Origin of the sequence: Vibrio sp. V10_P2A27P122, from assembly GCF_963874335.1 — a bacterium.
Lineage (GTDB): Bacteria > Pseudomonadota > Gammaproteobacteria > Enterobacterales > Vibrionaceae > Vibrio > Vibrio anguillarum.
In genome coordinates this window covers 1-14,915 of record NZ_CAWNHY010000294.1, presented here as the reverse complement: position 1 = coordinate 14,915, position 14,915 = coordinate 1, and the positions used below count along the sequence as shown (strand labels likewise).

11 protein-coding genes are annotated in these 14,915 nt (G+C 45.5%); 10 read left to right on the top strand and 1 reads right to left on the bottom strand.

The features are described from left to right. The 9 genes from tuf to rpoC all read left to right on the top strand — a co-directional run. A partial coding sequence (tuf, locus tag AACQ17_RS16125) for an elongation factor Tu (RefSeq protein WP_094167673.1) occupies nucleotides 1–1,003 on the top strand: 1,003 nt, incomplete at its 5' end. A gap of 253 nt (nucleotides 1,004–1,256) precedes the next feature. Then, on the top strand, nucleotides 1,257–1,637 hold the full coding sequence (secE, locus tag AACQ17_RS16120; protein ID WP_026029174.1) for a preprotein translocase subunit SecE: 381 nt from the start codon (nucleotides 1,257–1,259) through the stop codon (nucleotides 1,635–1,637). Between the two features lie 12 nt (nucleotides 1,638–1,649). Then, nucleotides 1,650–2,198 carry a transcription termination/antitermination protein NusG gene (gene nusG / locus AACQ17_RS16115; protein ID WP_013857954.1) on the top strand — a complete coding sequence of 183 codons (549 nt, stop codon included), beginning with the start codon at nucleotides 1,650–1,652 and terminating at the stop codon, nucleotides 2,196–2,198. A gap of 133 nt (nucleotides 2,199–2,331) precedes the next feature. Beyond that, on the top strand, nucleotides 2,332–2,760 hold the full coding sequence (gene rplK / locus AACQ17_RS16110; protein WP_010318965.1) for a 50S ribosomal protein L11: 429 nt from the start codon (nucleotides 2,332–2,334) through the stop codon (nucleotides 2,758–2,760). Between the two features lie 4 nt (nucleotides 2,761–2,764). After that, complete coding sequence (gene rplA, locus AACQ17_RS16105; RefSeq protein WP_013857952.1) at nucleotides 2,765–3,466, top strand: 50S ribosomal protein L1; 702 nt, start codon at nucleotides 2,765–2,767, stop codon at nucleotides 3,464–3,466. Between the two features lie 288 nt (nucleotides 3,467–3,754). Continuing rightward, complete coding sequence (gene rplJ, locus AACQ17_RS16100) at nucleotides 3,755–4,243, top strand: 50S ribosomal protein L10 (RefSeq protein WP_026027617.1); 489 nt, start codon at nucleotides 3,755–3,757, stop codon at nucleotides 4,241–4,243. Nucleotides 4,244–4,303: 60 nt separating this feature from the next. Beyond that, nucleotides 4,304–4,669 (top strand): 50S ribosomal protein L7/L12, encoded by a 366-nt coding sequence (rplL, locus tag AACQ17_RS16095; RefSeq protein ID WP_010318962.1) that lies wholly within the window; start codon nucleotides 4,304–4,306, stop codon nucleotides 4,667–4,669. 252 nt (nucleotides 4,670–4,921) lie between these two features. Continuing rightward, the gene (gene rpoB, locus AACQ17_RS16090) at nucleotides 4,922–8,950 is read left to right on the top strand and encodes a DNA-directed RNA polymerase subunit beta (protein WP_010318961.1); all 4,029 of its coding nucleotides are present in this window, start codon (nucleotides 4,922–4,924) and stop codon (nucleotides 8,948–8,950) included. A gap of 79 nt (nucleotides 8,951–9,029) precedes the next feature. Beyond that, nucleotides 9,030–13,232 carry a DNA-directed RNA polymerase subunit beta' gene (rpoC, locus tag AACQ17_RS16085; protein WP_094147693.1) on the top strand — a complete coding sequence of 1,401 codons (4,203 nt, stop codon included), beginning with the start codon at nucleotides 9,030–9,032 and terminating at the stop codon, nucleotides 13,230–13,232. 90 nt (nucleotides 13,233–13,322) lie between these two features. Here rpoC and AACQ17_RS16080 read toward each other — a convergent pair whose 3' ends face one another. After that, nucleotides 13,323–13,817 (bottom strand): Rsd/AlgQ family anti-sigma factor, encoded by a 495-nt coding sequence (locus tag AACQ17_RS16080; RefSeq protein WP_013857948.1) that lies wholly within the window; start codon nucleotides 13,815–13,817, stop codon nucleotides 13,323–13,325. Nucleotides 13,818–13,997: 180 nt separating this feature from the next. Here AACQ17_RS16080 and nudC point away from each other — a divergent pair, with 180 nt between their 5' ends. Then, entirely contained in the window at nucleotides 13,998–14,783 is a 786-nt protein-coding gene (gene nudC, locus AACQ17_RS16075) for an NAD(+) diphosphatase (RefSeq protein ID WP_170889804.1), read from the top strand. Nucleotides 14,784–14,915: the final 132 nt, after the last annotated feature.

Genomic DNA, 14,915 nt, shown 5'->3' with positions numbered 1-14,915 from the left:
TACAATCAATACTTCTCACGTAGAGTACGATACACCAGCACGCCACTACGCACACGTAGACTGCCCAGGACACGCTGACTATGTTAAAAACATGATCACAGGTGCTGCGCAAATGGACGGCGGTATCCTAGTTGTTGCTGCAACAGATGGCCCAATGCCACAAACTCGTGAGCACATCCTACTTGGTCGCCAAGTTGGTATTCCTTACATCATCGTATTCATGAATAAATGTGATATGGTTGATGATGAAGAGCTTCTAGAGCTAGTAGAAATGGAAGTTCGTGAGCTTCTATCTGAGTACGATTTCCCAGGTGATGACCTACCAGTTATCCAAGGTTCTGCACTAGGCGCACTAAACGGCGAAGAGCAGTGGGAAGCGAAAATCATTGAACTTGCTGAAGCGCTAGACACTTACATTCCAGAGCCTGAGCGTGCAGTAGACCAAGCATTCCTACTACCAATCGAAGACGTATTCTCAATCCAAGGTCGTGGTACAGTAGTAACTGGCCGTATCGAGCGCGGTATCCTACGTGTAGGTGACGAAGTTGCGATCATTGGTATCAAAGACACAATCACAACGACTTGTACAGGTGTTGAGATGTTCCGTAAGCTGCTTGACGAAGGTCGTGCAGGTGAGAACGTTGGTGCACTTCTACGTGGTACTAAGCGTGATGAAGTAGAACGTGGTCAAGTACTAGCGAAACCAGGTTCAATCACTCCACACACTAAGTTCGAGTCAGAAGTGTATGTATTGTCTAAAGATGAAGGCGGCCGTCATACTCCGTTCTTCAAAGGCTACCGTCCACAGTTCTACTTCCGTACAACGGACGTAACAGGCGATATCTCTCTACCAGAAGGCGTAGAGATGGTAATGCCAGGTGACAACATCCAAATGGTTGTAGAGCTAATCGCTCCAATCGCGATGGATGAAGGTCTACGTTTCGCGATCCGTGAAGGCGGTCGTACAGTAGGTGCTGGTGTTGTTGCTAAAGTTATCGCTTAATTGCTGATTTAGCCGTTTAAATACGAATAGTATTTGACTAACGACTACCAAAAAGGGCATCATTTGATGCCCTTTTTCTGCACTAAATTTGGTCGTTGTCGATTTGTTGGTCGATAAAGCCAGTGCAAAGGATTTAAGATAGAGACATTTCTATCTTGATGAGTATGTATAGGTAGCTTTACCTGTGCTATGGATTTGCCCTGCAACAGCGGGGTTGTTGTCGTCTATGTTAAGACTTGTAACAGGTTGGTTTATGAAAGCAAACAATGCTGAAATTCCTGATAGCTCAAGTGCAGCAGACACATTTAAGTGGATTGTCACTTTTGCTCTGTTAGCTGCCGCTGTTGTGGGTAATTACCTGTATGGTGAAATGTCTGTAGTGCTTCGTGCTGCAGGTGTGGTTGCGTTGATTATTGCAGCACTCGGTATTGCTGCGACAACCACAAAAGGAAAAGCGGCGATTGCGTTTGCGCGTGAATCTCGTATGGAAGTTCGCAAAGTGGTATGGCCGACACGTCAAGAAACCATGCAAACAACATTAATCGTTTTAGCTGTAAGTATCGTAATGGCTCTAGCACTTTGGGGCATCGACGGCATTATGGTTCGTCTTGTCGCTTTCGTGACTGGGGTATAGAGGGTTTAATACATGAGTGAAGCTCCTAAAAAACGCTGGTATGTAGTTCAAGCCTTCTCTGGATTTGAAGGCCGCGTAGCGCAATCGCTGCGTGAGCATATCAAGATGCACGCAATGGAAGAATTCTTCGGTGAAGTTCTTGTTCCAACCGAAGAAGTTGTTGAAATGCGTGCAGGTCAACGCCGTAAAAGTGAGCGCAAGTTCTTCCCAGGCTATGTATTGGTACAGATGCTCATGAATGATGAGTCCTGGCACTTAGTTCGTAGTGTTCCTCGTGTAATGGGTTTCATTGGTGGAACCTCCGATCGTCCTGCACCTATCACTGACAAAGAAGCCGATGCGATTCTTAATCGTCTAGAGAAAGCGAGCGAAGCTCCGCGTCCTAAGACGATGTTTGAAGCAGGTGAAGTGGTTCGTGTTAATGAAGGTCCATTTGCTGATTTCAACGGCACCGTTGAAGAAGTGGATTACGAGAAGAGCCGCATTAAAGTGTCAGTATCTATCTTTGGTCGTGCAACTCCTGTTGAACTTGAGTTTGGCCAAGTCGATAAGCTTGATTAAAAAAACACCTTTTAGGGTTGTTAAGGGCGTGAAATGTGATTATAATTTCGCGCCTTATTTACACGTCTTTATGACAAAGTAACCGGGGAGCTGATCAGCTGATTGGCGTTTGTACCCACATTTAGGAAATATCATGGCTAAGAAAGTTGAAGCTTATATCAAGTTGCAAGTTGCATCTGGTATGGCGAACCCAAGTCCACCAGTTGGTCCTGCACTAGGTCAACGTGGCGTTAACATCATGGAATTCTGTAAAGCGTTCAACGCAAGAACAGAATCAATGGAGAAAGGCTTACCTACTCCAGTTGTTATCACTGTATACAGCGACCGTTCTTTCACGTTCGTAACTAAGACTGCTCCAGCTGCTGTTCTTCTGAAGAAAGCTGCAGGCATCAAGTCTGGTTCAGGCCGTCCAAACACTGAAAAAGTGGGCACGGTTACTGATGCTCAAATCCAAGAAATTGCAGAAGCGAAAGCGGCTGATATGACTGGTGCTGACATTGAAGCGATGAAACGTTCTATTGCGGGTACTGCTCGTTCAATGGGCTTAGTGGTAGAGGGTTAATATCATGGCAAAACTAACTAAGCGTATGCGCACTATCCGTGAGAAAGTTGACGCAACTAAAGAATACGAAATCAACGAAGCTGTAGCTCTTCTTAAAGAACTTGCAACGGCTAAATTCGTTGAGTCTGTAGACGTTGCTGTGAACCTTGGCATTGATGCTCGTAAATCTGACCAAAACGTACGTGGTGCAACTGTTCTGCCACACGGTACTGGTCGTGAAGTACGTGTTGCAGTGTTCACTCAAGGTGCAAACGCTGAAGCGGCTAAAGCTGCTGGTGCAGATTTAGTGGGTATGGAAGATCTAGCTGAGCTAGTGAAGAAAGGCGAAATGAACTTTGACGTTGTTGTTGCTTCTCCAGATGCAATGCGCGTTGTAGGTCAACTAGGTACCATTCTTGGTCCTCGCGGTCTAATGCCAAACCCTAAAGTTGGTACTGTAACTCCTAACGTTGCTGAAGCGGTTAAGAACGCTAAAGCAGGTCAGGTTCGTTACCGTAACGACAAAAACGGCATCATCCACACAACTATCGGTAAAGTTTCTTTCGAAACTAACCAACTTCAAGAGAACTTAGAAGCTCTTCTAGTTGCACTTAAGAAAGCGAAACCTTCTTCTGCTAAGGGTACTTACCTGAAGAAAGTAAGCATTTCTACTACGATGGGTGCTGGTGTTGCTGTTGATCAGAACACGCTAAACGCTCAAGCGTAATAATACATTTGATTAGGTGTGGAATTTGTGTATAATTCTGCGCCTAATATTTGTGGTTGGGGCTGATTTTAGTTCTTAGAACTATGACCCAGTCTCCGTCCAAGACCGTAGGCGTTATTTGTCTGTTTGATAAATGACTTAATCGTACCTACGTAGATGGTGCCCGAACTGACAGAAAGCATAATTTATTTTTTGAATAGATAAACTTTCTTCTGGGACTGCACCGAAATAACTCTCACTGTTGTGATAATAGTGAGTGGTGTAACGACAACCAGGAGTAAATCCAAGATGGCTTTAAACCTTCAAGACAAACAAGCAATTGTTGCTGAAGTCAACGAAGCGGCCAGTGGTGCACTTTCTGCAGTTGTTGCTGACTCTCGTGGCGTTCAAGTAGGCGCGATGACTTCTCTACGTAAACAAGCTCGTGAAGCGGGTGTTTACATGAGAGTTGTTCGTAATACTCTAGCACGTCGCGCAGTGGAAGGCACAGCTTACGAATGTCTACAAGACGTATTCGTAGGTCCTACTTTGATCGCATTCTCTAACGAGCATCCAGGTGCTGCAGCGCGTCTTTTTAAAGACTTCGCTAGAGAGAACAAGCACTTTGAAATCAAAGCAGCTGCATTTGAAGGCGCATTAACTGACGCTGAACTACTAGCGACACTACCAACTTACGACGAAGCAATCGCACGCCTAATGATGTGCATGAAAGAAGCTTCTGCTGGCAAGCTGGTACGTACTATCGCTGCTGTCCGCGATCAAAAAGAAGCTGCGTAATTCGCATTGCTTTTTATTGTTTGCTAAATAAACTTATTGTTGACTTAAAAGAGAATTGTTATGTCTATTACTAACGAGCAAATCCTAGATGCAGTTGCAGAAATGTCTGTAATGCAAGTTGTTGAACTTATCTCTGCTATGGAAGAGAAGTTCGGTGTTTCTGCTGCAGCTGCAGTAGTTGCAGGCGGCCCAGCAGCAGCAGCTGTTGAAGAGCAAACTGAATTCGACGTAATCCTAACTGCTGCTGGCGCAAACAAAGTATCTGTAATCAAAGCAGTACGTGGCGCAACTGGCCTAGGTCTTAAAGAAGCTAAAGCTCTAGTTGACGGCGCTCCAGCTGCAATTAAAGAAGCAGTTTCTCAAGCAGAAGCTGACGCACTTAAGAAAGAGCTAGAAGAAGCTGGTGCGACTGTTGAAGTTAAGTAATTATTACTTAATTTCTTAGCCGCAAGGCTAATGGCTGGTGGTTTATTGACCACCGGCCTTTTTGCGCTGTAGGGTATGGGTGAATTTTCCCGCTGTTTAGACGCTTATACTCGTGCAAAAGCACACAAACTATCATTTTTGAGTGATGTTGTGTTACTACAGTAAACAGCTGTTAGTCACTGTCCTATGACCCTTTATTTTTGAATAATTGGTGGGCAGTTTGGGTCACTTATCAGCGAGCTGAGGAACCCCATGGTTTACTCTTATACCGAGAAAAAGCGCATCCGTAAGGACTTTGGTACTCGTCCACAAGTGTTGGACATTCCATACCTGCTATCGATCCAGCTCGATTCGTTCGACAAGTTTATCGAACAGGATCCTGAAGGACAATACGGTCTTGAGGCTGCTTTTCGTTCTGTATTTCCTATTCAGAGCTATAACGGCAATTCTGAGCTGCAATACGTTAGCTATCGTCTTGGTGAGCCAGTTTTTGACGTTAAAGAATGTCAAATTCGTGGTGTAACTTATTCTAAGCCACTACGCGTAAAACTACGCCTAGTGATCTTTGATAAAGACGCGCCAGCAGGTACTGTAAAAGATATTAAAGAACAAGAAGTCTACATGGGTGAAATTCCACTCATGACAGACAATGGTACCTTCGTAATTAATGGTACTGAGAGGGTTATCGTATCCCAGCTGCACCGAAGCCCAGGCGTATTCTTCGACAGCGATAAGGGTAAAACTCACTCATCAGGTAAAGTTCTTTATAACGCACGTATTATCCCTTACCGTGGTTCATGGTTAGATTTTGAGTTTGATCCAAAAGATAACCTATACGTGCGTATTGACCGTCGTCGTAAACTGCCTGCATCGATCATTCTTCGTGCACTTGGTAAATCGACAGAAGAGATCTTGGATCTGTTCTTCGAAAAAGTGAAGTTTGAAGTCAAAGACCAAACTCTTCTTATGGAGTTGGTACCTGAGCGCCTGCGTGGCGAAACAGCGTCATTTGATATTGAAGCAAATGGTACCGTTTATGTCGAAAAAGGTCGTCGTGTAACGGCTCGTCATATTCGTCAACTAGAAAAAGATAACGTTGATTTTATCGAAGTACCCGTTGAGTACATCGTAGGTAAAGTCGCTTCTAAAGATTATGTCAATGAAGCAACTGGTGAAGTCATCGTTAGCGCAAACCAAGAAATTAGCTTGGAAGCATTAGCGAATCTTTCACAAGCGGGCTATAAGAAACTTGAAGTTCTATTTACGAACGATCTTGATCATGGTCCATTTGTGTCTGAGACGCTCCGCATCGACAGTACGGTTGATCGTATTTCTGCGCTAGTAGAAATCTACCGCATGATGCGCCCTGGCGAGCCACCAACAAAAGAAGCAGCCGAATCGCTGTTTGAAAGCCTATTCTTCTCAGAAGAACGCTATGACCTATCAACAGTAGGCCGTATGAAGTTCAACAGCTCAATTGAGCGTGAAGATGCCGGCGAGCTTGGTACGCTTGACGAAACTGACATCATCGAAGTGATGAAGAAGTTGATCGCCATTCGTAACGGCATTGGCGAAGTGGACGATATCGACCACCTTGGCAACCGTCGTATTCGCTCTGTTGGTGAAATGGCTGAAAACCAATTCCGCGTAGGTCTTGTGCGTGTTGAACGTGCAGTGAAAGAGCGCTTAAGTCTTGGCGATCTTGATGCGATCATGCCTCAAGATTTGATCAATGCGAAGCCTATCTCTGCGGCCGTTAAAGAATTCTTCGGTTCTTCACAGCTTTCTCAGTTTATGGACCAGAACAACCCACTTTCAGAAGTGACGCACAAACGTCGTATTTCTGCATTGGGTCCTGGCGGTCTAACTCGTGAGCGTGCTGGCTTTGAGGTACGTGACGTACACGTAACTCACTACGGTCGTCTATGTCCGATCGAAACGCCAGAAGGTCCGAACATCGGTCTGATTAACTCATTGTCAGCATTTGCACGTTGTAACGAATACGGTTTCCTAGAAACTCCGTACCGTCGTGTTGTTGATGGTGTGGTGACTGATGAAGTTGATTACTTGTCAGCTATCCAAGAAGGTCAATTTGTTATCGCGCAGGCAAACGCCATTCTGACTGAAGAAGGTACGTTTGCAGATGAGCTGATCACAGCTCGTCAAAAAGGTGAATCTGGTCTTCACCCTCGTGAACATGTTGACTACATGGACGTTGCGACCAACCAGGTAGTATCAATCGCAGCTTCGCTTATCCCGTTCCTAGAACACGATGATGCGAACCGTGCATTGATGGGTGCGAACATGCAACGTCAAGCGGTTCCAACGTTACGCGCTGAGAAGCCGTTGGTTGGTACTGGTATCGAACGTAATGTAGCGGTTGACTCTGGTGTAACTGCCGTTGCCAAACGTGGCGGTATGGTGCAGTCAGTTGATGCGTCTCGTATCGTAGTTAAAGTTAATGAAGATGAACTTGTATCTGGTGAAGCGGGTATCGACATCTACAACCTAACTAAATACACACGTTCGAACCAAAACACATGTATTAACCAACGTCCTACTGTGATGCCAGGTGAACCTGTAGCTCGCGGTGATGTCCTTGCTGATGGTCCTTCAACAGACCTTGGTGAGCTAGCGCTTGGCCAAAACATGCGTATCGCATTCATGCCTTGGAATGGTTATAACTTCGAAGACTCGATCTTAGTATCTGAGCGCGTCGTTCAAGAAGACCGTTTCACGACTATCCACATCCAAGAACTTTCTTGTGTGGCTCGTGATACTAAGCTGGGCTCTGAAGAGATCACAGCGGATATTCCAAACGTAGGTGAATCGGCTCTGTCTAAACTAGACGAGTCAGGTATCGTTTACATTGGTGCTGAAGTTAAGGGTGGTGACATCCTAGTTGGTAAAGTAACGCCGAAAGGCGAAACTCAGCTAACTCCAGAAGAGAAGCTACTGCGTGCAATCTTCGGTGAAAAAGCCTCTGATGTTAAAGATACGTCACTGCGTGTACCAAACTCTGTTTCAGGTACCATTATCGATGTTCAAGTTTTCACTCGCGATGGCGTAGAGAAAGACAAGCGTGCGCTTGAAATTGAACACATGCAGCTAAAAGAAGCGAAGAAAGATCTTACCGAAGAGTTCCAAATTCTTGAAGGTGGTCTACTAGCGCGTGTGAAAGCTGTACTGATCAATGGTGGCTATTCTGAAGCGAAGCTTGATGCGATCGATCGTAAGAAATGGCTAGAACAAACACTAGAAAACGACGAGCTACAATCTCAACTTGAACAGCTTGCTGAGCAGTGGGATGAGCTAAAAGCTGACTTCGATAAGAAGTTCGAAGCGAAACGTCGCAAAATCACTCAAGGTGATGATCTAGCGCCTGGCGTTCTGAAGATTGTTAAAGTTTACCTAGCGGTGAAACGTCGTATCCAGCCTGGTGATAAGATGGCAGGTCGTCACGGTAACAAGGGTGTAATCTCTAAGATCAACCCTGTTGAAGACATGCCTTACGATGAAAACGGTCAGCCGGTTGATATCGTATTAAACCCACTAGGTGTACCGTCACGTATGAACATCGGTCAGATCCTTGAAGTTCACTTAGGTCTGGCTGCAAAAGGTATTGGTGACAAGATCAACCAAATGGTTAAAGAACAACAAGAGCTGTCTAAGCAGCGTGAGTTCTTACAGAAGGTTTATGATCTTGGCGATACGCGTCAGAAAGTAGATATTGCTGCTCTGTCTGATGGTGATGTTCGTACTCTTGTGAACAACCTTCGTGGTGGTTTACCGATTGCAACTCCAGTATTTGATGGTGCGTCAGAAGCATCAATCAAAGAACTATTAAGCCTAGCCGACCTACCAACTTCTGGTCAGCTAACACTGTTTGATGGTCGTACTGGTGATGCATTCGAGCGTCCTGTAACTGTCGGTTACATGTACATGCTCAAACTGAACCACCTTGTTGATGACAAGATGCACGCTCGTTCAACAGGTTCGTACAGCCTAGTAACTCAGCAACCACTTGGTGGTAAAGCTCAGTTCGGTGGTCAGCGTTTCGGTGAGATGGAAGTGTGGGCACTAGAAGCATACGGTGCTGCATATACACTACAAGAAATGCTTACTGTTAAGTCAGATGACGTTAACGGTCGTACGAAGATGTATAAGAACATCGTTGATGGTAACCATAGCATGGAACCTGGCATGCCAGAGTCTTTCAACGTATTGCTGAAAGAGATCCGCTCGCTAGGTATCAACATCGAGCTAGAAGACGAAGAGTAATCTTGGCGGTAAACCCTCTGGATTATCCTGGTAGAAAGGCGCTCGCCGAGCGCCTTTTAACTCCTTACAGGAGCTGATTGTGAAAGACTTATTAAACTTTCTAAAAGCACAGCATAAGACCGAAGAATTTGATGCAATCAAAATCGGTCTATCTTCACCTGACATGATTCGTTCATGGTCTTTTGGTGAAGTTAAAAAACCTGAAACGATCAACTATCGTACGTTCAAGCCTGAACGTGATGGTCTGTTCTGTGCGCGTATTTTTGGTCCAGTCAAAGACTACGAATGTCTTTGTGGTAAATATAAGCGTCTGAAACACCGTGGCGTGATCTGTGAAAAATGTGGCGTTGAAGTTACACAAACTAAAGTTCGTCGTGACCGTATGGGCCACATCGAGCTTGCATCACCGGTTGCTCACATCTGGTTCCTAAAATCGCTACCGTCTCGTATCGGTCTGCTAATGGATATCCCTCTACGTGATATCGAACGTGTTCTTTACTTCGAAATGTATGTAGTAACAGAGCCGGGTATGACGGATCTAGAAAAGAGTCAGATGCTTACTGAAGAAGAGTATCTTGACCGTCTAGAAGAGTGGGGCGATGAGTTCACGGCGAAGATGGGCGCAGAAGCGATCAAAGACCTATTGGGTTCAATGGATCTTGTCGCTGAAACAGAGATGATGCGTGAGGAGTTACAAACCACTAACTCTGAAACTAAACGCAAAAAACTGACTAAGCGTCTGAAGCTTGTTGAAGCGTTTATCAGCTCAGGTAATAACCCTGAGTGGATGATCCTGACTGTGCTTCCGGTACTTCCGCCAGATCTACGTCCTCTAGTACCACTAGATGGCGGTCGTTTTGCGACATCTGATCTGAACGATTTGTACCGCCGTGTGATCAACCGTAACAACCGTTTGAAGCGCCTTCTAGAGCTAGCAGCTCCGGACATCATCGTACGCAACGAAAAGCGTATGCTGCAAGAGTCTGTTGATGCGCTACTTGATAACGGTCGTCGCGGTCGTGCGATCACAGGTTCTAACAAGCGTCCTCTGAAATCTCTTGCTGATATGATCAAGGGTAAACAAGGTCGTTTCCGTCAGAACCTACTTGGTAAACGTGTAGACTACTCAGGCCGTTCTGTAATCACAGTAGGTCCATATTTACGTCTGCACCAGTGTGGTCTTCCTAAGAAGATGGCACTTGAGCTATTTAAACCATTTATCTACAGCAAGTTAGAAACTCGCGGCATGGCCACGACGATCAAAGCAGCTAAGAAAATGGTTGAGCGTGAAGAAGCGGTTGTTTGGGATATCCTAGACGAAGTGATTCGTGAACACCCAGTACTACTAAACCGTGCACCAACACTGCACCGTCTTGGTATTCAAGCGTTCGAACCTGTACTGATTGAAGGTAAAGCGATTCAACTGCACCCACTTGTGTGTGCGGCGTATAACGCGGACTTCGATGGTGACCAAATGGCGGTTCACGTGCCTCTAACTTTAGAAGCACAGCTTGAAGCTCGTACACTGATGATGTCGACGAACAACATTCTGTCGCCAGCATCCGGTGATCCGATCATCGTACCTTCACAGGACGTGGTCTTGGGTCTGTACTACATGACTCGCGAAAAAATCAACGCACAAGGTGAAGGTATGTACCTGGCTGGCCCTAAAGAGGCTGAGAAGGCATACCGTACTAAGACAGCGGCGCTACACGCACGCGTTAAAGTACGTATCACTGAAACCGTTGTTGATGAAGATGGTTACAGCACAACTGAGACTAAGATGGTCGATACGACTGTCGGTCGTGCCATGCTATGGCAAATCGTGCCTAAAGGCCTGCCATACAGCATCGTGAACCAGAAGCTTGGTAAGAAACAGATCTCAAATCTATTAAACGAAGCGTATCGTAAGCTTGGTTTGAAAGATACGGTCGTATTTGCTGACCAAATCATGTACACCGGTTTTGCTTATGCAGCACTGTCAGGCGTGTCAGTTGGTATCGACGACATGGTTGTACCAGCAGCGAAATACACTGAAATTGCTGAAGCTGAAGAAGAAGTACGCGAAATCCAAGAACAGTTCCAATCAGGTCTTGTTACGGCGGGTGAGCGTTACAACAAAGTTATCGATATCTGGGCGTCTACCAACGACCGTGTTGCGAAAGCGATGATGGATAACCTATCTTCTGAAACCGTGATCAACCGTGATGGTGTAGAAGAACAACAAGAATCGTTTAACAGCATCTATATGATGGCTGACTCGGGTGCTCGTGGTTCTGCTGCTCAGATTCGTCAGCTTGCAGGTATGCGTGGTCTGATGGCGCGTCCAGATGGTTCAATCATCGAAACGCCTATCACAGCAAACTTTAAAGAAGGCCTGAACGTACTACAGTACTTTATTTCTACCCACGGTGCACGTAAGGGTCTAGCCGATACAGCACTTAAAACAGCGAACTCAGGTTACCTGACTCGTCGTTTAGTAGACGTTGCACAAGACGTTGTGGTAACAGAGCATGACTGTGGCACTCAAGAAGGTGTCGACATGATGCCTCATATCGAGGGTGGTGATGTTAAAGTTTCTTTAACTGAACTGGCTCTTGGTCGTGTTGTGGCTGAGGATGTGATGAAGCCAGGCACTGAAGAAGTACTTATTCCACGTAATACTCTGATTGATGAGAAGTGGTGTCAGATTATCGATGAGAACTCTGTCGATAATATGAAAGTACGTTCAGTGGTAACCTGTGATGCGGACTTCGGCTGTTGTGCGCTATGTTACGGTCGTGACCTTGCTCGTGGTCACCTAGTGAACCAAGGTGAGGCAGTCGGTGTTATTGCTGCTCAATCTATCGGTGAGCCGGGTACACAGTTAACGATGCGTACGTTCCACATCGGTGGTGCGGCTTCTACTGCTGCGGCAGAGAACAGCATCCAAGCGAAGAACAAAGGTTCTGTGAAACTTCACAACGCTAAGTTCGTTATCAACAAAGATAAGAAGCTGGTTATCACATCTCGTGCATCAGAGCTGACTATCATTGACGAATTTGGTCGCACGAAAGAAAAACACAAACTGCCTTACGGCTCTGTGTTGAGTAAAGGTGATAACGACGCGGTTGAAGCTGGTCAAACAGTGGCTAACTGGGAAGCGCACACCATGCCAATCATCACTGAAGTGGCTGGTCGCATCCAATTCGTTGATATGATTGATGGTGTAACGGTTTCTCGCCAAACAGATGACCTAACGGGTCTATCTTCAAGCGAAGTAACCGAAGCTGCCGCTCGTCCAGCAGCAGGTAAAGATATGCGTCCAGCTATCAAACTTGTTGATGCGAAAGGTAAAGATGTCATGATCCCTGGTACTGATATGCCAGCTCAATACTTCTTACCGGGTAAAGCGATCGTTAACATCGAAGATGGTGCTGAAGTTGGTATTGGTGACACATTAGCGCGTATTCCACAAAAATCTGGCGGTAACCGAGACATCACGGGTGGTCTACCTCGCGTAGCTGACTTGTTTGAAGCTCGTCGACCAAAAGAGCCTGCGATTCTTGCTGAGCACACAGGTACTGTGAGCTTTGGTAAAGAAACCAAAGGTAAACGTCGTCTAATCATCACTCGTGATGGTGACGAAACTTATGAAGAAATGATTCCTAAGCATCGTCAACTTAACGTGTTTGAAGGTGAAAAGATCGAACGTGGTGACGTTATTGCTGATGGTCCTGAGACTCCGCACGATATCCTACGTTTACGTGGTATCCATGCTGTAACGTCTTACATCGCTAACGAAGTTCAAGAAGTTTACCGTCTGCAAGGCGTTAAGATTAACGATAAGCACATTGAAACTATCGTTCGTCAAATGCTACGTAAGTGTACGATTACTCATGCTGGCGACTCTGAGTTCCTAGCGGGTGAGCAAGTTGAATACTCACAAGTGAAAGTTGCAAACCGTAACCTAGAAGCCGAAGGCAAACAGCCTGCTCGTTTCGAGCGTGAGCTACTAGGTATTACTAAAGCATCTCTAGCGACTGAATCGTTCATCTCTGCGGCATCGTTCCAAGAGACAACTCGCGTACTAACAGAAGCGGCTGTTTCTGGTAAACGTGATGATCTTCGCGGTCTGAAAGAAAACGTAATCGTTGGTCGTCTGATCCCAGCGGGTACAGGTTTCGCTTACCACCAAGAGCGTCAAGCTAAACGTGCGGCACAGCTAAAAGGCCCGTCTGCTGAACAAGCGACAGATAACCTAGCGGCACTGCTAAACGCAGGTTTCTCTTCTGAAGAGTAATCTCAGCGCTGATTAAAAAAGGCACCTTCGGGTGCCTTTTTTGTTGCGCTTAATTAATCTACGCGAATGATTACAGCAAAATATTCAATATTAAGCACCAGGAGGGATAGCCAAGCTGTCCGCGATAAGTTGAATCAAACTATCTTCCACTCCAAAACGCACCTCAATAATTTCACCAATTAGCGAAAGGTCGTTGTCAAAGTTTTCGAGATCATCCTCATCACTCACTGCCGCGTATTTATCTGTAAAATTGAGTAACGGCTCCGTAGTAACAATAATTTTTCCATAAGTCTGATTAATTTCATCGGTGGCTTCAAAGCCGGTTGCACGCCACCTATCCATCACCATATCGTAGATTTTGAAGTGACCTTCGGAAATATAATCGACCAGTTGCTGGCAAAAACGTTGCAGCTCTTCTGGCGAGGGAAGCCCGTTAACATTCGTTTTGGCGGTGCAAGGTTGCAGCGCGGCTAATTTGCAATACTCTACAATTAAGGTTTGTCGCGTGTTTAACCAGTGATCAATAACGTCACTGTAACCGCCCCATTGCTCTTGTGTGCGTTTTAGTTTTTTTAGCATGACCATGCCCTCATGATCGGGTCACAAAGCTGGTGACCGTTTCCTTTGCGTAGGGTTGCACTTCGTAGATACAACTCATTGTCCTTACTAGAATTTATAGAACTAAATTTGGAACGTTACAAATTCTGGTATGAATTTAGATTGCCAGTAAAATGGGGTAACTGCAAGAAGAGAGGTCGCAACATGTTGAAAAATAGTGATACAAAAATCGCTTATTGGTGTGTAGTTTCCGGAAGTGAGATCTGGACCATAAATGGTGAGTTACCGCTAGGATCTGCGGGCGAATATTCCCTGCCTTTAGAAAAAGCGGTGGTGGTAGATAGTTGTGATGGTTATCCAGTGATGTGGGTTAATGATGCCGATCTTGATGGCGAGCGAGAAATGACTTCATTACGCGAATTGTTGCATCTCAAACCAGAACTGTTTTTGGCGATCAGCAAAGCGCTTCAATATGGTCACATGAGCCAAACGTTACGTTTTTGCCCACAATGTGGTGGGCGAAATTACCTAAACCATAACCAATTGGCGATGCAATGTTCTGAGTGTCGAACGTTACATTATCCGCGTATCTTTCCTTGCATTATTGTCGCGGTACGAAATCAGGATAAAATTTTATTGGCCCAGCACCCAAGGCATCGTAACGGCATGTATACCGTTATTGCTGGTTTTTTAGAGGTCGGGGAGACGTTAGAGCAATGCGTGGCACGTGAAGTGCTTGAAGAAACGGGGATTCATGTGAAAAATATTCACTATTTTGGTAGCCAGCCTTGGGCATTTCCATCGAGTATGATGATGGGCTTTGTGGCGGAATATGACTCTGGCACGATAAAACCCGACTATAGTGAATTGAGTGATGCGCAATGGTTTTTAGCAAGTGCTTTGCCTCCTGTTGCGCCCGAAGGGACGATAGCCAGAGCATTAATAGAGCACACGTTAAGCGAAATCGAGAAAGATTCACTGCCGCATTGCTAAAAAAAACCCTCCGGTGAAGGAGGGGGTAAGTAAGATGTCGTTATGAGATGCCGAGTACAGAGTACTCAGTTTATAATTATAGTTTTCGCTAGCGAACAAATTTTTAACACCGTTAAAGGTTGCTTGCAAATT

What these genes read in the sequence shown, in the direction of transcription:
- rplJ (WP_026027617.1), top strand. Translation starts at nt 3,755, where the DNA reads ATGGCTTTAAACCTTCAAGACAAACAAGCAATTGTTGCTGAAGTCAAC.
- nusG (WP_013857954.1), top strand. Translation starts at nt 1,650, where the DNA reads ATGAGTGAAGCTCCTAAAAAACGCTGGTATGTAGTTCAAGCCTTCTCT.
- rpoB (WP_010318961.1), top strand. Translation starts at nt 4,922, where the DNA reads ATGGTTTACTCTTATACCGAGAAAAAGCGCATCCGTAAGGACTTTGGT.
- rplK (WP_010318965.1), top strand. Translation starts at nt 2,332, where the DNA reads ATGGCTAAGAAAGTTGAAGCTTATATCAAGTTGCAAGTTGCATCTGGT.
- rplA (WP_013857952.1), top strand. Translation starts at nt 2,765, where the DNA reads ATGGCAAAACTAACTAAGCGTATGCGCACTATCCGTGAGAAAGTTGAC.
- secE (WP_026029174.1), top strand. Translation starts at nt 1,257, where the DNA reads ATGAAAGCAAACAATGCTGAAATTCCTGATAGCTCAAGTGCAGCAGAC.
- rplL (WP_010318962.1), top strand. Translation starts at nt 4,304, where the DNA reads ATGTCTATTACTAACGAGCAAATCCTAGATGCAGTTGCAGAAATGTCT.
- AACQ17_RS16080 (WP_013857948.1), bottom strand. Translation starts at nt 13,817, where the DNA reads ATGGTCATGCTAAAAAAACTAAAACGCACACAAGAGCAATGGGGCGGT.